11 protein-coding genes are annotated in these 18,087 nt (G+C 41.0%); 4 read left to right on the top strand and 7 right to left on the bottom strand.

Annotation, left to right across the window (positions count from 1 at the left end; translation table 11 throughout):
• Window positions 1–28: 28 nt before the first annotated feature.
• From AAYQ05_RS14770 to AAYQ05_RS14760, 3 genes are all read left to right on the top strand, one after another.
• Window positions 29–1,066 carry a PDDEXK nuclease domain-containing protein gene (locus AAYQ05_RS14770; RefSeq protein ID WP_343544221.1) on the top strand — a complete coding sequence of 346 codons (1,038 nt, stop codon included), beginning with the start codon at window positions 29–31 and terminating at the stop codon, window positions 1,064–1,066.
• Window positions 1,067–1,313: 247 nt separating this feature from the next.
• Window positions 1,314–3,332, top strand: coding sequence for a conjugal transfer protein MobC (gene mobC / locus AAYQ05_RS14765; protein WP_343544220.1), 2,019 nt, complete (start codon window positions 1,314–1,316; stop codon window positions 3,330–3,332).
• Window positions 3,333–3,483: 151 nt separating this feature from the next.
• Window positions 3,484–3,876 carry a hypothetical protein gene (locus AAYQ05_RS14760; protein WP_343544219.1) on the top strand — a complete coding sequence of 131 codons (393 nt, stop codon included), beginning with the start codon at window positions 3,484–3,486 and terminating at the stop codon, window positions 3,874–3,876.
• Window positions 3,877–3,909: 33 nt separating this feature from the next.
• Here AAYQ05_RS14760 and AAYQ05_RS14755 read toward each other — a convergent pair whose 3' ends face one another.
• From AAYQ05_RS14755 to AAYQ05_RS14725, 7 genes are all read right to left on the bottom strand, one after another.
• Window positions 3,910–9,273 (bottom strand): helicase-like domain-containing protein, encoded by a 5,364-nt coding sequence (locus tag AAYQ05_RS14755; protein ID WP_343544218.1) that lies wholly within the window; start codon window positions 9,271–9,273, stop codon window positions 3,910–3,912.
• The gene (locus AAYQ05_RS14750) at window positions 9,260–9,697 is read right to left on the bottom strand and encodes a DUF1896 domain-containing protein (RefSeq protein WP_343544217.1); all 438 of its coding nucleotides are present in this window, start codon (window positions 9,695–9,697) and stop codon (window positions 9,260–9,262) included. The genes AAYQ05_RS14755 and AAYQ05_RS14750 overlap by 14 nt, the downstream gene beginning before the upstream one ends.
• Before the next feature lie 240 nt (window positions 9,698–9,937).
• Complete coding sequence (locus tag AAYQ05_RS14745) at window positions 9,938–12,028, bottom strand: type IA DNA topoisomerase (protein ID WP_343544216.1); 2,091 nt, start codon at window positions 12,026–12,028, stop codon at window positions 9,938–9,940.
• 4 nt (window positions 12,029–12,032) lie between these two features.
• On the bottom strand, window positions 12,033–13,469 hold the full coding sequence (locus tag AAYQ05_RS14740) for a DUF3945 domain-containing protein (protein ID WP_343544215.1): 1,437 nt from the start codon (window positions 13,467–13,469) through the stop codon (window positions 12,033–12,035).
• 82 nt (window positions 13,470–13,551) lie between these two features.
• Window positions 13,552–13,860 (bottom strand): helix-turn-helix domain-containing protein, encoded by a 309-nt coding sequence (locus AAYQ05_RS14735; RefSeq protein WP_276173394.1) that lies wholly within the window; start codon window positions 13,858–13,860, stop codon window positions 13,552–13,554.
• A 222-nt stretch (window positions 13,861–14,082) separates the two neighbouring features.
• Entirely contained in the window at window positions 14,083–14,934 is an 852-nt protein-coding gene (locus tag AAYQ05_RS14730; RefSeq protein WP_343544214.1) for an RteC domain-containing protein, read from the bottom strand.
• Window positions 14,935–15,032: 98 nt separating this feature from the next.
• Window positions 15,033–17,459: an aminotransferase class I/II-fold pyridoxal phosphate-dependent enzyme gene (locus AAYQ05_RS14725; protein ID WP_343544213.1), complete on the bottom strand. Its 2,427-nt coding sequence runs from the start codon at window positions 17,457–17,459 to the stop codon at window positions 15,033–15,035.
• A gap of 244 nt (window positions 17,460–17,703) precedes the next feature.
• Here AAYQ05_RS14725 and AAYQ05_RS14720 point away from each other — a divergent pair, with 244 nt between their 5' ends.
• Entirely contained in the window at window positions 17,704–18,087 is a 384-nt protein-coding gene (locus tag AAYQ05_RS14720) for a DUF7793 family protein (protein WP_343544212.1), read from the top strand.

Raw genomic sequence — 18,087 nt, 5'->3', positions numbered from 1 at the left:
TTGTCCATATCCTAACTGTTCCCTTACTATGAGTGATGAAATTATAAAAAGCAGTGACTACATAAATTGGTCAGCCTTTATTTTCAATAAAATAAAGCATGCCCAAACCCAGACTGCTCTTAAAGTGAATGCCGATATGCTTGCATTATATTGGGAGATTGGGAATTCTATTATTGAGAAACAGCGGCAGAATAGCTGGGGGAGCAAGGTAATTGACCTTTTGGCTGCTGATTTAGCCCGAAACTTTCCTGAAAGCAAGGGCTTTTCTGTACGCAATCTTAAGTATATGAGGGCTTTTTCCGAGGCATATCCCGATTTTCCAATAGTGCAAGTCCCGCTTGCACAATCGGAAAACCAATTTGTGCAAGTCACGCTTGCACAAATTACCTGGTATCACCATATAAGCCTTTTGGCAAAAGTAAAAAATGTAGGGGAACGGGCATTTTATATAGCTGAAACTTCTAAAAATGAATGGAGCAGGGACGTGATGCTTTTACAGGTGCAAAGCAATCTGTATTCCAGAAGCGGAAAGGCATTGCATAATTTTGAGCAGACACTGCCAGAATATCATTCCGATCTGGCGAAAAGCATTTTTAAAGACCCTTATAATTTTGATTTTTTAATGCTTTCTGCAAAAGTCAAGGAGCTTGAGATAGAAAAGCTGCTGATACAGAAGATTACAGATTTTTTACTGGAGCTGGGAAAAGGATTTGCATTTGTAGGAAGGCAATATGCAATAGAGGTTGACAATACAGACTACAAAATCGATCTGCTTTTTTACCATACCATCCTGCACGCGTATGTTGTAATAGAGCTCAAGGCAGGTGAATTTATGCCGGAGTACGTTTCCAAGCTTAACTTTTACATCAGCGCTATAGACGATTCGCTCAAAACTCCTGCAGATGAGCGTACTATAGGCCTGCTGCTTTGTGCATCGAAAAGCAATATAAAAGTCGAATACGCAATGCGTGGTCTTGACAAGCCCTTAGGAGTCGCCACTTATCAATTGGAGCAGCTGGTAAAGGAGAATATTGATAAATTAATAGATAATTCTGGACAGGAATAATAGGTTCTCAAATGCCTGCAATAGTGTTTTAAGCCTTCAAAACCATTTGGTTTTGGAGGCTTTTTTATTCTGGGCCGCAGGCTCCTCTCGCTGTAAATGTACGCCTGACTAATATTCAGCAAAAACAGTTTAAAAACAAAGTCCGATTGCAGGGCCAAAGGCAGACAGCTTCTGCCAAATTCCCACTTGTTCTTACAGCGGGCAGCAACGGCATTTAAATTAACGCCCGGATATAAACATTATTAAAATGCAGGGAGATGATGATTTAAGAGGTCTTGCCAAAATAATGGCATTTATGAGGGCAGTAAGCATATTGATAGTGCTGATGCATCTGTACTGGTACTGCTATGGCTTCTTTGTGGAAAGGGGTTGGACATTGCAAGCTATCAATAAAATATTAGGTGGTTTTGACCGCAAAGCAGGACTGTTTTCCAACACGCTTTACACGAAAATTTTTGCAGTACTGCTATTGGCTTTAAGCTGTCTGGGAACAAAGGGAGTAAAGAACCAGAAAATTACCAGGAGTAAAATCTTAAGCGCCTTAGTCGCCGGCTTTGTTTTTTACTTTTTAAATACGCCATTATTAACTCTGCCAAAGCAGACTGCAGCGTTCTTCTATATCCTCACATTGGGGATGGGTTACACGGCCTTGATGATGGCAGGGGTGTGGAGCAGCCGCCTTTTGCGTACCAATCTGATGTCAGATGTATTCAATAACGAGAATGAGAGTTTTCAGCAGGAAACCAGACTCTTGCAGAATGAGTTTTCTGTAAATCTTCCGACGAGATTTTATTATAAGAACAAATGGAACAATGGCTGGATTAATATCGTAAATCCATTTAGGGCAACAATAGTTCTCGGTACTCCCGGATCTGGCAAATCGTATGCAATAGTCAACAATTACATCAAGCAGCAGATCGAAAAAGGCTTTTCGATGTATATCTATGATTTCAAGTTCGACGACCTTTCCACAGTTGCCTACAATCATCTATTAAAGCATCATAACAATTACATAGTCAAACCGAAATTCTACGTAATCAATTTCGATGATCCAAGGAAAAGCCATCGATGCAATCCGCTTAATCCAGATTTCATGACCGATATTTCAGATGCCTATGAAGCGGCATATACCATAATGCTGAATCTGAACAGGAGCTGGATACAGAAGCAGGGGGATTTTTTTGTAGAAAGTCCCATTATACTTCTGGCCGCTATTATATGGTTTCTTAAAATCTATGAAAACGGGAAGCATTGCACTTTTCCGCATGCTATAGAATTATTGAATAAAAAATATGCGGATGTGTTTACTATCCTTACATCTTATCCAGAGCTGGAGAACTACCTGTCACCGTTTATGGATGCATGGCAGGGCGGCGCCCAGGACCAGCTTCAGGGCCAGATCGCTTCGGCTAAAATTCCGTTATCGCGTATGATTTCTCCAAGCCTTTACTGGGTGATGACCGGAGATGATTTTTCTTTGGACATCAACAATCCTAAAGAACCTAAAATACTTTGCGTGGGCAACAATCCCGACCGCCAGAATATCTATTCAGCTGCACTGGGATTGTACAATTCGCGTATAGTGAAACTTATCAATAAAAAAGGTCAATTGAAAAGTTCAGTTATTATAGACGAGCTGCCGACAATTTATTTCCGCGGACTGGATAATCTTATAGCTACTGCCCGCAGCAATAAAGTGGCGGTGTGTTTGGGCTTTCAGGATTTTTCGCAATTGAACCGTGATTATGGGGACAAGGAGAGCAAGGTTATCCAAAATACTGTTGGAAATATTTTTAGCGGCCAGGTAGTAGGAGAGACAGCAAAAAGCCTGTCAGAACGGTTCGGTAAAGTACTGCAGAAAAGGCAAAGTCTTAGCATCAACCGGAATGACACATCAACTTCAATATCTACGCAATTGGACAGTTTGATACCGGCTTCCAAAATATCCACGCTAACACAAGGATTCTTTGTTGGAGCTGTTTCCGATAACTTTGACGAGCGAATAGAGCAGAAAATTTTCCATGCAGAAATTGTTGTGGATAATAAAAAGGTGGAATCCGAAATTAAGGGTTATCAAAAAATACCGGCTATTTTATCCTTTGTCGATAAGCAGGGCCGTGACATGATGAAGCAGGAAATAGGGGAGAATTATAAACACATAAAAGAGGACATTGTTCTGGTTATTGAAAGAGAATTGCAACGCATTAAGAATGACCCCGGACTGCAGCATCTAGTGCCAAAGGAAGGCAACGGTGCAAATAAGTAAGAACAGATGAGATTGCAAATCGTAAGTTTCGGAATAAATCCTCTCGCTGAAACATTCACCAGTTTATAAATGAGTATATTTACTATTCTCATCGGTTCTTACCAAGTTTGCGAATTTTTTAATCATTTACTTTAATATAAAAAAAAATGTTATGAAAAGGATTGTAGTCTGTATTATTCTAGGTCTTTTGGCAGCCACTGCTGCAGCACAGAGTACCACTGGGGCACCTACACAAAATATATCTGTAGATAGTGATCTTGCGTACCGCCTTTTTGCTACCCGAAATATGTATACATTTATTAAATTGGATACGAGGAACGGTCAAATGTGGCAGGTTCAATGGAGTACTGAGAGTAAATCTAGATTTGTGAGTACGCTATCTGATATCTCTCGAGTTGATAAAGAAAAAGAGAAGAATGGCAGATTCTTTCTCTATCCCACAACCAACATATATACTTTTATTTTGCTTGACCAATTGGATGGCAGAACATGGCAAGTGCAATGGGGTAATGAAGAGGATAGGGCGGTGATTGAAGTATATTAAGAGTTTGTAATGAAAAAGTAAGCTAATTAAAGCTTAAGTCTTTAAGCTTGCTTGAGAACTTTTCTGTGTTGGGATGCCGTGGTTTTCAATGGTTTCTTTTTGCTCGTTATTTTCCGGAGTGATAGATAATTGAATTTTACGTTCAACTGATGCCAATTCTGTTTTCAGCTTACCCAAAAGGCTTTCCTTGGGCCAAGTGCTGTTTAGCACTTCATGAAGAATAGGCAGATCTTTTTGTATTTCGGCAATCCTCTTTTTTTCCTGTGATATGTAATGTGGCAGTTTTCCAAGTGCATTAAGAAAGTTCAATGATGCGAGATTCTCATCTTTAGCGATGATACCGTTGTTGTAGGTATATTTGATATTGCCTTCGCCTTGGATAAAAAATCGGTTTATCTTTAAATCAACTCCCTCTTTTTCGGACGATTCTGTTTTTAGTAAAATTGAAAAACCGTATAAAGTGCCGATTACTTCATATTGTCCGCCTGTATGGGCTTTCTCTGAAAGATCGTTTAGTTTTTTGCCCATCTGTTTTACATCAGCGTCAGACGATAATCCTTCCAATTTTAAAAGATTTTCAATTGTGCCGTCAGGACCTTTATGTATATGGTGTTGAAAATTTTTCCAATCAATACACATTCGCTCAAGACGGTCTTTGGCACTTTCCAACATTACCGTAAAATCTTTCACTTTGTATTTCGCGCTAAACTTAGAACGGTTGAAAGCCTGTTTTTCGCTTTCAAGGCCTCCAATCTTTTTTTCCAGCTTGGCTTTTTCTAAAAGATCAGTATTTCCTGAAAGGATAGCCACATATTCCGAGAAATTCATTCCCGATTTTTCGTCCATACTTCCTTCGTCAATAGTACGTTTGTTAAGATTGTTGTTTTTTAGCTGGTCTATGAAGAGTTGCTTGTTATGCAATAAATTAAATTTATAGCTATCCAATGATTTTTCTACGGCATAAATAATGACATCTACTTTATTATCTGCAAAGAATTTGGCAATTTCATTTCCCTTACGTACAGCACGGCCGTCGCGTTGGGCAAGGTCACTTGGACGCCACGGTGTATCAAGATGATGGACTGCAACAGCTCTTTTCTGTGCATTTACACCTGTGCCCAGCATACTTGTAGAACCAAACAAAACTCTGATTTTTCCCTCGTTCATGCCTTTGACAAACTCTTTGCGCTGCTTATCGGCCTTAGCTTCCTGAATGAACCTCACCTCGTTTGCTGGGATTCCGTGGTCTTCTACAAGTTTGCGTTTGATTTCCCAATACACATTCCATTCGCCAGGTTTATAAGTGCCCAGATCGGAGAAAACAAATTGCGTTGCTTTCTGTGCATTATATTGCCTGTAATACCTTGCAATATTTGCCGCGCAATGTGAGGCCTTATTATCGGGGTGGTCTTTGTAGCTTGCGCTTACCATACGCATATCAAGCGACATTTTGCGGGCAAAGTCAGTGGCGATCAGCATTTTCGCTTTTTCTTCGCTGGGGCTTAGTTTCGGCCTTCCCAACAGTTCGGCATTTCCTGTTTTAGCAAATTCCATTAGCTTTTTAATAAAATCTTCCTGGTCTGGAGTAGGCTTGATATTATACAATAACTCGTTCTTATCAGGACGGTCTATGCCTATATCTTGTGCTGTACGGTAATCTGTGATTTCCGAATAAAACTGGGCCAGCTCTGGCACTTTGATAAAGTATCGGAAACGTTCTTTTGCTACAATATTATTAGCCACCGAAAATTCATAATCTGTCGTTTTTCTTGCATAGATAGCAGCCCAGGCATCAAAAGAGTGAATGCCCTGTTTTTCCATTGCTCGTGGTCTGAGATATTTGAACAGCAGATAAAGTTCAGTTAAAGAATTGCTGATGGTTGTACCCGACAGAAAAGTTGCTCCCATATCCGCATTGATGCGCTCTTGAATAGTGCGGACTGCAAACAGAAGGTTTAATGCCTTTTGGCTTCCATCCACGTTGCCTAATCCTGAAACTCTTGTATGCCTTGTATTGAACATCAGGTTTTTGAATTGGTGGCTTTCATCTACGAACAGATGATCAATGCCCATCATTTTAAAGTCAACCACATCATCTTTGCGGGTTTCAATATCATGCTGCAGGGTTTTAAGCCTGACTTCAAGGTTTTCCTTGCGCTTGATAACTCCAGCAAGCATCGCTCGGGTAACTTCTTTGCCTTGCGATTGCAGGGCCTCTAGATTGCGCTCCACGCTATCTAATTCAATTTTGAGGATTTCCTTTTGCATCTCAGGCGACTGCGGTATCATGCCGAACTGGTCGTGGGTAAGTATCACGCAATCCCAGTCATTGTTTTTGATATCCCCGAAAATACGCAGGCGTTTTTGCGGCGTAAAATCCTCTTTGCCCGGATAAAGGATTCTAGCATGTGGATAGGCAGTACGGTAAGCTTCTGCAATCTCATGAACATTGCTTTTCAAACCGATAATCATGGGCTTATTAGCTAGCCCCAAACGTTTCATATCCTGCGCAGCTGTACACATTACAAGGGTTTTTCCTGCGCCCACTTCGTGGTCGCATATCGCACCATTGTTGAGTTTTATCATCCAAACGGTATCTTTTTGGCTAGAATATAGATCTTCGATACCGAGTGCTTTTCGATCCAGTCCTGGAAACTCCTGATGGCTTCCGTCATAGTTAGGTCTGACAAAACAATTAAACGTATCGTTATACTGCTTGGTTAGCATGTTTTTAAATTCATCATTTTGTGCGTGCAGCCAATCACTAAAAGCAATGCGGATTTCATCAATCTTAGAATTGGCTATTTGTATAGCTTCGATGTCCCGTACCTTGGCTTCTTGATCACCAACCATAATTTTCTTTGTAATGTCTGGTGTGGTATTGACAAGAGCGTGTTTAAGCAATGCAATTCCATCAAAGGTGCGGCTTTCGGACTTGACGGCGTATTTCTCCCAAATATTCATATTGCCATGATGACACTTTACTGAAAAATCATCAGAGCTTTCCGAGTAATTTATATGTACATCTGCGTCGAAGAGATGGGTAGCAAAGCGGGCATAAAGCTCAGTAGGTATCCAGCGTTCGCCCAAATTAAAATCAAGTTCCTCAAATTCGATTCGTCTAGGCCGAGATTCTTCCAAAATGGCAAGGCTTGCTTTAGTCTGGCTATCTTCTGGATTATTCTCGAGGTATGCTTTTATATCTTGAGCTTTCTCAACTACATTGCCTGCTATCCAGCGTTCGGATATTTCATATTCCTTTTGCAGAGGATTGTAATAAATGCGGCCCCGTAATGCTTCAATCAAAGCATCGTCAGTCATATTGCTAATTTCAGACATATAATTCAAATCGACCTTTCCGTATCTGTTTAGCGAAGCCGCCAGTGTTTCCTCAGGATTGTTAGTTGCTATCGTTAAGGTGGAGAAGCTAACAGGACGAGTGAAGATATCAGCTTTGTGTACAATGCCGCCAACCACACGTTCCAGATAGGGGATTTCCTTGCCCGAACTATCCGTTTTAATCAGTTTAATATTATCAGCACTGTTAAGAGTGCCGTACCTTTTGACAAAAGCATCATAGAGGCGATTAAGATTTTGCCTTTCTACTTTTTGTTCGCTCTGTAATGTTGCCTCATTGTTATACAGCATGTGGTAGACATCACGAAAAGCTATGTATGCTTCGGCTCTCGCTTTCTGCGAAGGATGCAGTGGCAAAGGATAGAACCTTGCTACACCTTCTGATGTATCTACATCTTGCAAATGTCCAACCCAGCCCATATCCGACACAAGAGAATCGTTTTGGTGAAATGATTGCAGCACGCCGGTATATGGAGCGGGTTGGGGGATAACCGCCGTCTCAGTAAATGTATCTTCGGTGGAATTGGAAAATAGATCACCGGCAGTTTTTTGCTTATGATCTTCCATCAAGTTATTTGTGTTCGTGATTGCCGGCACGTAAGCTTGCTGCAATCCACTGAAAAGTTCGGTTTGCCAGCCAGCCTGGCCAATATTTTTTTTCCGGCTTTGTTTTTTTGCTTTTGCTTTGGATGAATTGGCTACTGTAGCATGCTGGTCTACATTTTCAAACAGGTCAAAAATGCTTAACTGTTTTGATTCCTTAGAGTTTTGCTCATTAGTTGATGAGGCAGGTAGAGATAGGTTCTGACTTTGATGACTAAATGTTTTGAATTCCTTAGATCTAGCGACTGTTGTGTTCGTCTTTTTTGGTATAGGTTCTACAATGTTTTGATTTTTGTATGAGCCAAGTTCGAGATGAGCTGTAAAATCATCCAAGAGCATTTGTTTAAGGTCTTTTGCAATGCCCTCAATACCACCTTTATGCGTATAAATTAATGCAGATTGCCCATAAGCATCGGTACCTAATTCAAATTCGGTATGAACAATCCTTGAATTGTCCTTAAATAAAGCGTTGCCACGCGTATTGAATTCTGTTTGTCCGCTTTGGCAAAAAAGCTCTTCCCTTTGGCTCAATCCTGGCTTTGTCAGATTCTTTTGCAGAATGATAAGATCACTACCAACTGCCGTACCTGCGAATTCCGTAAAAAGGTTGTTAGGCAGGCGGACTGCTGAAATTAGCTTGTTTTGCTGCATAAGCCTCCTACGGATCGGCTCGTTGCTCGGGCTGTTGAGAACTCCCTGCGAAGTGATGTAGGCCAGCAGGCCGCCTTCGCGGAGCATATCTGTTCCCTTGAGGAAAAAGTAATTGTGGACGCTTCGCGCTGCCTGGACTTTAGTGCTGTCCTTGCTTCGGGAATAAGATAGGTCGAAAACGGAAGTGTCTCCAAAAGGAATGTTGCTGGCTACAAGATCATAGGTGTTCTGTTCCTTGTCGGGAATTTCTTCAAAACCGGCAACGTGGATATTTCCTTCAGGATAGAGATGCTTTAAAATTTTACCGGTGAGCAGATCCTTTTCATAAGCAGTTGTGCTTAATTTTTGATTCTTTGAAAATGATTTTAGAAATGAGCCTATGCCAGCTGAGGGTTCAAGTAACGTATAAATGTTCAAACCGACTTCACGAAGGGCATCGGAAATTGCATCTATGGCTAGCGGTGGTGTATAAAAAGCCGTCAGGACAGAGTTTTTCATACTATCGACATACCTGCCGTACAGTTTTTCATCTGCGGAATTTTCCTTGAGCAGCTGGTGCAGATTCTGGGTCATAGAAAAAAGGTCGTGTTCGGATTTTCTCCAGTTATTGATATCAGTTTCTTTTGAAGCGGGGTTCAATATAAATTTAAGACCGCCAAATCCGCTGTACTGCATCATTAGCAGTCTTTCCCCTGCGGTAGCTTGTCGCTTTGCTTTCTCCAGATTAAAAGCGATTTGCAGGGCATCAATGTTCTGCTGGAGATGCTGTTTTTTACTGAAGCCCATTTTCCTGTATCCATATTGCGATAGTTCCGGTTATTTCGGTGTAGAGTAGCTCAAACTCTTGGCTGTACGCGAAGTCATCGTATAGGTCATAGCTGGAGAAAACCGGCATACAAATTGGCAACATTTTAAGGGCGAATGGCCGTAATTCTTCATCTGCCATTATGGTATCAAATTCGGTACATATGATCTGAAAAACAGTGTCGAACTTTGAGAAGTGAAGGTTTTTAAAGAGAATGTAATCCGCTATTTCATGGCATTGCTGAATTGTGTTTCCCGAACTAAATGCACCTTGGTAGGCAGTGGCCGCCCACAAGGAACGCTGTTGGATGAACATTTGGTCATTCCCTTTTTCAGGGAAGCTGGTATATAATAGTTCCTGCAGTCGTAATCTGAAATACGATAGTTCTATTTGCTGAGTATCCATAGTTGATCTTCTTAAGAATTTGCGTTAAGCCTAAATTACAGCCGTAGTTTAGAGTGTTTGCAGAATTGGGATGCTTTGGCCGAGTGTGGCAGGTTTTGGCAAAAAAATATCGATTATGTAAAGATTACTTCGAAAATAAAACCCTCTGAATCATCAGAGGGTTTATAATAGTATTTACATCTACAGATTATAATTAACTTACTTTTCATTTACCAGAAAAAGCCGATCCTCATGCGAGGGTTATTCTCCGTTTTTTTTATGGTTTTTGTTTGGTGAAAACTCAAAGGAGCTTTCTGCATTTTCATTAAGTACGATATAGGCATCAAACTTATTTTCCGATCTGCTTTTCATTCCCTTGATTAGAGAGGTTCTCCCTTGCTTGATAAGGTTTTCGATATTTTCTATGCTGATTTGTGCGCCGCAAACACAACGGTACTGTCTCCAGCTGCAGGCCTCATTAGGACATTTCACTATTTTCTCATGAATAATAAGATGCTGGGTTCTGCACTTTGGACATAGAAGTTCCGGCAAGTCGTTTTGGGCAATAGCAGTCTGCAATAATTCATCTGTAATGCTTGATGCATAATTTTCCATTTGCTTTAAAAACACTCCAGCATCAGCTTTATTGGTTTCGATTTTCTGCAGGGCAAGCTCCCATTGTGCAGTCATTGAAATATCAGCAAACTTTCTGTCTTTTACCAATTCGTAAACCTGCAGCCCTTTTCCAGTCGGGATTAAGGATTTCATATCGCGTTGGATATAATTGCGTGTAAATAGAGTTTCGATGACGGCCGCTCTTGTTGCAGGAGTGCCGATGCCAATATGCTGTAAAGCTTTCCGTTCGTCTTCATTTTCGATATCATTTCCGGCACTTTCCATAGCCGATAAAAGGCTTGCCTCGGTATGAAGAAAAGGCGGTTTTGTTTTCTTTTCCAAAATGCAAAGCTCTTTTATTTTAAGGTCATCGCCTTTTTTCAGCTCAGGCAGATCCAGCAGGGGTTCAGTATCATTGGAGAAACTGCCTTTAATGGACCGCCATCCTGCCTCAATAATTCGGGAGCCTTTCGCAGTAAAATCGTAATGCATTATTTGTAGCCCGATATCGGTCAATTCTTTGACGCAGGGCTCGGAAACGGCTTCAAGCAATCGAAACGCAATCATATTATAAACAGCATTTTCCTTTGCATTAAGGGCCGACGGAATCTTATCTGTAATCAATAATCCATGATGGTCAGTTATTCGCAGATCGTTCACGATACGCTTATTGAATCTGCCCCATTTTATTTGGGAAATGGCCTGCTTGAAGTTTTCCCTCTTTTGTAAAGCTCTTACAAGGCTGGGAATTTCGGGCCAAATGTCTTCAGGAATGTATTTGCTACCAGTTCGCGGATATGTGATAAACTTCTTTTCGTAAAGGCTTTGTGAAATATTGAGGGTTTCCTCGGCAGAAAGGTTCAGTTTTTTATTGGCTTCTTTCTGAAGGCCGGTAAGGTCAAACAGTAAAGGAGGTTGCTCTGTGACGATTCTGACTTCCGCCGATGTGACCATTGCCGTTGGGCTTCGCTGAATGGTTTTCATCACATTGCCGGCAAGTTTTCTGTCTTCCCATTTGATTTTTGAGATGCTTTTAAAATCTGTCAGATCTTTGTTATGCGACAGCTGTATCTGCCAATAATTTTTTACCAGGAAATTCCTGTTTTCCATATAGCGACTGCACACTAAAGCCAGTGTAGGGGTCTGCACTCTTCCAAGGGAATAGATACCATTGGAAACCGCTATGGAGAGCGCTTGTGTCGCATTGATGCCCACCAGCCAGTCGGCACGGCTTCTAGCCTGTGCTGCCTGATATAATGCGTCAAATTCTTTTCCGTCTTTTAAATTGTCAAACCCATGTTTGATGGCTTTTTCGGTAAGTGAGCTTATCCATAGACGCTTAAAGGGTTTGCTGCATTTCAGGTATTGGTAAATGTACCTGAAAATGAGTTCGCCTTCGCGTCCTGCATCGGTTGCCGCGATAATGCTGTCGCTTTGATTAAATAGATCTTCAATGATTTTCAGCTGCTTTATTGCGCCTGTATCGGCAGGGCGGCCTTTATCTTTATTGGCCTTTCGGACGGTCAGTAAAAAAGGGTTTGGCAGTATTGGCAATGATGCTTTGTCAAATCCCTTGATTCCGTAATCATCAGGCATTCCTAATCCTACAAGATGGCCTATTGACCATGTAACAAAATAGCCGTTACCTGTCAGATAGCCATCCTTTTTTTCTGTGGCTCTGATTATAACGGCTATTTCCCTTGCTACGCTTGGTTTTTCTGCAATAACTGTGATCATATCATTACATTTTACGCCCTTTTGATTTGTCTGAAGACGGAGAATCTTCTTGCTGTTCCTGCTGTTTTTTGTTATCAGGATTTGTCTGTCCTGATTTTAAGGGTTCATTTATGTTTTTAGTGGCTTCATTAGTTTTTCCTTCTGAATTCACGGCAGTCTGGGTTTTATGCGCTTCTGATGGCTTTATCTGCTCTTTGATCTTGTCTGGATTTTGGAATGAAAAATCTGTTTTATTGGTTTCTTTATTGTAGGTAATATATCCGTTATATTCTTTCCCTTTCTTGTCCACTAAACCGCTGATATAGACCGTCTGTCCATCTTTAAGCTTTTGATGCTGCTCATTGTTGAGTTCTTTATCCCTAAAAGTTTTTGGTGCCCCCTGAGTCTGGTTCTGCTGGTTATTTTGTGCCTGCTTATTTGGGTCGTTTCTATCAAAGAGAAATTCCACAAAACGTTTGTCGGCATTGAACTGGACAGTCGCGTCAAAGGCGGTTCCCTTCTTGGAGACCATCCCTTCCAATGCAAGCGGTTTTCCTTCCAAGAGAGTCAGCTTTTGCTCTTGATTCAGCTTTATTCCTTTAATTTCATCTGGAATTTTGATGAAATCCGTACGCAGCGCCACCACCTCATTGGTGAGCCTGTCTATGCTGATGATCGAGGGCATGATTTCATTGTTTTTCGGATTGGTGAGATTTACCACGCGGCCCATATTACCTGTCCCTAGAAGATTCTCTTTGTCTTCCTTGCTAAACTCGTGGCCGAAAAAAGAGTAATTAAGATTAGGTTCTTTTCTGATGCCGTGGATGGCTACCACAACCTGTCCTTCGTCGTTTTGTTTCAGTGATAAACGGGCATCCATTCTGGTGACGGCAGTGCCGAGATTGAGGCTTACCGGTACGAGTTCATTTGTTTTGTATCCCTTTAGAAGCGGATCCAGGAGGCTCATTTTTTCCAGTTTTTCTTTGCTTAAACCAAGATGGTTCAATGTTTCCCAATCAATCTGTTCCGGCTTGTATTTGTATTCGCTTGTTTCCGGATTTGTCTGTGCTGTTTCCATATTAATATTATTTTTTTGTTCATATTCTTTTACTTCGTGCTGTTTCATTAATTGGTCGCCTTCAGGAGTCGGACAATCTATCTGTTTCTGCATGTCTTTCGAAATATCGACAGCCAGCAGTGCGGGGATTTTGAAGAACGAAAAATTAGTTGGGTTCTTCAGCTGGCTGAAAAAATTGGAAAAAAAATTCGAGAATAAATCTCCCTGCTTATCTACCCGCATAAACTGATTTTGATTTTTCCGGCTGGGTTCAGTGGTCTGCAGATTGCCGTCCTTGTCAATGCCTTTTACCGCCAGGATTTTCTTTTTTTCTTTATCCAAGACCAGCAGAATATCCGATAGCTCTTCTGTAATTTTGGGTTTATCTGTATTTTTTTCGTCCATAATTTTTAAATTTTATATTCATATGCGAAATTAAAAACGGTGAATGTGACTATAAAAAGCTGGAGTATTCTGGCATCCTTTTTCATCCGTTGGCATGAGATTTTGGCATTCGGACATTAAAGCTTTCTCTGATGAACTGGTGCACATCAGAGAGCTTATAATATATTTTTCCGCTGATAGTATAATAGGGAAGCCTTCGTGAAGAGCGGTAGCGCTGCAGAGACCTTGAGCTTATTTTGAGCATCTGCAATATATCCTGATTGTCCAAAAGCTCTTCCCCGTCGATGCTTCCGCGTTTTTTTTCAAGTTCTCTGATGTGCGCTCCCATAAGATCGAAACGTTCCATTATCCTTTCCATCCAAGAGATGAATTCCATTCTGTCTATGTTCATGGCGTTTTGTTTTGCATTAATGGTGCAAAATTGCCAAAAGCATAAGTCTTTCACTGCCAATGCCTGCCAATGTAAAATGCTGTTTTGGGAAAATTTTAACGATTATAGAAATTGTCCTGAATGCTTGATTTGATTGAACAGGGCAGTGGTGATAATACCGCTGTATGCAGTCGGCCATTTGATGCCAATTGCATCATATTGGCAAGAGGAATGTATAAGACGCTACAGTTCTTTTTCCATATGCTGTTTAAGGGAAGTCTTCAGCTGATCCAGAAATATGCTTTTGCTGTCAGTCCTGTCTTTCATCCGATGGAAGGCATGATGGACATCGCCGAGCTGCACTCTGAACAGAAGCTGGAATACCGTGCTTATTTTACGGATTCCGGCTTTTCCATGAGAAATGCTGCCAGAGGCATGGAGGGCATAAATCAATTCGATCAGGGCATTTTTTGAATCTGTCCAGAAAAAATCCCTGTTTGCCGAATTGCCTTCCAAAAATATGCTGGTTTGTTCGGTTTCGGGTTCAATTTTGGAGCTAAGGTAGCTGTAAAGCAGTTCGTTTGCTATGATGCGCGCCACTTTATAATCATAGTAGGTAGAAAATTCAGGATCGATCTCAAAAACAAAACTATTTACTCCCTCATGAAGGTCTATTTTGCCAAGGCAAAAGAAATGGTGATCCCATTCAGTTCTTCCTGTGCGGTAGTATCGGTAAAAATCATTGTTGTAAAAATGCTCTTTATATTCCTGCTTGAGAAGATTGAGCTCATTTGAAAAATATTTGTGGTGCATTTTACCGCTTATCATAGGACAGGATGCCTCAATGCGGAAAACTTTATTGTAGAATATCAGTTTACCCAGTATCTGGGGTTTAACGCTTTTAAAAAAATTAATCTCTTCATTTTCATCAGAGAATCCCTTTTCTAAAACATTTTTCTTTACCGTACAAAGCAAGTTTCGAAGTACGGTGGTCATCTGGTAGGATTTTTCAATTATATCTTCAGGATCTAAGCTGAATTGCTGTTCTGCTTTTCGAATAACCTGAAGTGCGTTCTCACATGTGGATCTTATCATGACAACAGATTTTAGATTTATTTGAACAAGGAAAAGCTGTGGGCATCACTGCCCATAAATTTATTGTGGTTTTTTTGTGGAAATATATTTTGGCTGGATCAGCGTGCGGTAATGGTTTCGTTCTGCAGGGTCTGCATGAGTTCCATCGCATAATTGTCCCGAGCCTGCATGTATGCTACTTTAGGTATGACAGAAGCGCCAAGTTTTTTTTTCTCAAAGGTTGCCGATATGCCAAAGTCAATCCTTTCAATTTTAAGCTCTCGCGCTCTTTTGATGGTTTGGTATAAAAGCTGTCTGTAGAGATTGAGTCCTTCTGAGGCGACATAGTCCATTCCGATAAGTTCGGGCACATATACAGCTGATGAATTTTTGTAGCAGAACATTATTCCACAGAAATTTCGTTGGACCGAATCTCTAAGCGAGAGGGTTATAAATTCCCAGCCCGGACAGCTGTTCATGTTTTGAAATACTTCCCTGCTAAAGGTGAAAGTATTTATAGCCAAATTTCGCTCCTTGACATTGCAGTAAAGTTTGTAGGCCCACTTTAGCTCTTCTTCATTTAGAGTGTTTTTTATCTCCACATCATAGTATTTTTCAAAAGGAAGTATTTCTTTACTGAAATGTCTGCGGGAACGTGGTGAAAGAAAATCGCCATAACTATTTAATGCATCCAAATGCTTACTTTCGAGAACACATGATTCTGGCATATCAATCCTAAAATACCCTTGATTTCTCACTATTTCATCCCATTGGAATCCGTGATCAAAATCGCGCAGAACTAGCATATCGGCAGCCAGGGAATTGTATTTTTCTTCCAGTCTGTTCAAGAGCATTCGCAATGAATGCTCTGCCAGAGGATGGGTCTCGTCAATATAGCAATGAAGACCTTCGGTAAACAACGATCCGGTACTAAGCACTTTGGATGTCATATGCATCGGGTCAGTTTTTCGGAGATTTTCAAGATGTCTTGATACTGATTCCGTGGCGAGCATATCATCTTTCCAGATGCCGCATGTGCAGAATGTCATTAAAACCACCTGCTTGTTCTGGTCACGGATAATGTAATAGAAGATATCCCATTTATTGCCCGGATCAGTACTATCAGCAAAAGTAAGCTCAAGATACCGCATGCCATCCCAGTCTAGGATATTGTGGATGCCAAGATATTTGTTCCATTCCTGCCTGCTGATGTCCAATATAGTGGTTCGCTCTTCAATTTGAAGCAATTCTGTCTGCTGTTTTTTTGCAGGCAACTTTGAAATGATTTCCATTCCGAATGCCCGGCGTATCTTTTCTTCGCTGCTTCCGGTTTCTTCGACGGCTTTATGGAAATGATGATCCATTGCAGAGACAAGTTCCGATATATCTTTGGTCTGATTATGTGCAGATATCGTGATGCGGATGCCAGTATTTTTTATTGGTACGGCCGGGTAGATTCCCAGATTCAGGTAGAATCCCTCGGTGAAGAGGCGTTTGGTAAAATTAAAAGCTGTTGCTGGTGTTCCCATTCCAAGAAAGAAAACAGGAGAGTCGTTATCAGAGACTAGGGGCAGACTGGTATTTGAAAGCAGATTTCCGAAATGAGCTGTTTTTTTAGCAAGTTCCGATTGATGCTTCTTGATTTCCTCAGAGAGGTGTATGTCGCAAGATGCGATCGCGGCTCCTACGGAGGCTGGTTCAAGCTGTGCAGAGAATGTGAGGGGGCCGCCAAAAGTTTTGATCTTTTCACGCAGTTTATCATCGGTGCAGAAAAAAGTGGCACCGCTTGCGCCAAAAGTTTTGCTGAGCGTACTGACCACGACAGTATTGTCTTGAAGCGTTCCAATAGAATCAAAGATAAAGCCCGTGCCGTTTTTTCCTTTCCAGCTCATACCGTGCACATCGTCAAAATAGAGGTGCAGCTGCTGATACTTATGGGTCAGGCGTATAAGGTCCTGCACTGGTGCATAGTCGCCGTACATCGAATAGACGCCGTCGGCCATGTACCATATTTTGCCGGGTCTGCTGCTTAGTGCACGTATCCTGTCTTCAAGCATCTCCAGGTTGTTGTGGCGTATCATCTCCACCGGTATTCCCCTTAGCTTTAGCACCTGGCAGGCATTCTGGACGCTCCAATGTGTCTGGTGGTCAATAATAACTGCATCTTCATCCCGTATCAGTGTAGGAATGATCGCCATATGACCTAAAGTGCTGTTCTTAGTTATGATTGGCTCTATGCCATACATTTTGTATATCTTGCTTTCAAGCTCGGCATATAAAGGATGGGATAGATAAGTTTTAGAAAGCGGAAACTGCGTTCCATAATTTCTTATTGCGGAAACTGCGGCTTTTTTCAGCCTTTTGTCCTGTTCAAGGCCTAGATAGCCTGTTGTGCCGAAATGCAGCATTTCACTGCCGTGAATCTGTATAGTTCTGCCATTAAGATATTTGCCTTCTGCGTGCAGGTGCAAAATTCCCTCGTCTTTTGCGCCTGAAAAAACGGTATCGACCGTATCGATAAAATTGTTATGCTTGATTTTTGCCATTTCTTTATAAGATTATTTTGGATTTTTACTTGATTTTTTAAACACTAGGTGAACTGATAGTTAAAATTCATTATAAAAATTGAAAGTATTTTTGTTTGAGCATATTTTACTCCCAATATAGCAACGGTAATTCCCGATTTGACAACAAGTAACCATGTTTTGCAAGAAATAATCCATATTTGACAATTAAAATGTTTCTAAATCTTTATATTTTTGTTAAATTTCAGTTTTTAAATTATAGGTCATGATCCCCATACATGAATCTTTTGAGAATCAAAATGCAAGGTTCTGGATTGAAAAAGGAATCCTCTTTTTTGAATATAAACAGAATACGGCAGTAGATCTGCAGGTTGCTGTGCGTGTGGTTGCGGACCGGATCGCGTTTCAAAATGAAAGGGAGCTTCCCATATTTTGCGATACTAGGGGAATCGCGTCTATTGACAAGGCGGCCAGAGACTATCTTGCTAAATCAGGATCACTTCTTGCAAAAGCAGTAGCTCTGATAGGCAGTGAGAATGTTTCCATGACTATGAGCACTTTTTATGTGGAAATCAACAAGCCGTCCGTGCCTACCCGAATTTTTACTGTGGAGCAGGAGGCGCTGGACTATTTAATGGACTTCATTTAG

The organism is Flavobacterium movens (assembly GCF_039581425.1).
Taxonomy (GTDB): Bacteria; Bacteroidota; Bacteroidia; order Flavobacteriales; family Flavobacteriaceae; genus Flavobacterium; species Flavobacterium luteolum.
This window is presented reverse-complemented; position numbering and strand designations above follow the sequence as displayed.

Bases quoted from the DNA above. Each gene is read 5' to 3' on its own strand.
- AAYQ05_RS14770 (WP_343544221.1), top strand. From the start codon at position 29: ATGAGTGATGAAATTATAAAAAGCAGTGACTACATAAATTGGTCAGCC.
- mobC (WP_343544220.1), top strand. From the start codon at position 1,314: ATGCAGGGAGATGATGATTTAAGAGGTCTTGCCAAAATAATGGCATTT.
- AAYQ05_RS14760 (WP_343544219.1), top strand. From the start codon at position 3,484: ATGAAAAGGATTGTAGTCTGTATTATTCTAGGTCTTTTGGCAGCCACT.
- AAYQ05_RS14755 (WP_343544218.1), bottom strand. From the start codon at position 9,273: ATGGGCTTCAGTAAAAAACAGCATCTCCAGCAGAACATTGATGCCCTG.
- AAYQ05_RS14750 (WP_343544217.1), bottom strand. From the start codon at position 9,697: ATGGATACTCAGCAAATAGAACTATCGTATTTCAGATTACGACTGCAG.
- AAYQ05_RS14745 (WP_343544216.1), bottom strand. From the start codon at position 12,028: ATGATCACAGTTATTGCAGAAAAACCAAGCGTAGCAAGGGAAATAGCC.
- AAYQ05_RS14740 (WP_343544215.1), bottom strand. From the start codon at position 13,469: ATGGACGAAAAAAATACAGATAAACCCAAAATTACAGAAGAGCTATCG.
- AAYQ05_RS14735 (WP_276173394.1), bottom strand. From the start codon at position 13,860: ATGAACATAGACAGAATGGAATTCATCTCTTGGATGGAAAGGATAATG.
- AAYQ05_RS14730 (WP_343544214.1), bottom strand. From the start codon at position 14,934: ATGATAAGATCCACATGTGAGAACGCACTTCAGGTTATTCGAAAAGCA.
- AAYQ05_RS14725 (WP_343544213.1), bottom strand. From the start codon at position 17,459: ATGGCAAAAATCAAGCATAACAATTTTATCGATACGGTCGATACCGTT.
- AAYQ05_RS14720 (WP_343544212.1), top strand. From the start codon at position 17,704: ATGATCCCCATACATGAATCTTTTGAGAATCAAAATGCAAGGTTCTGG.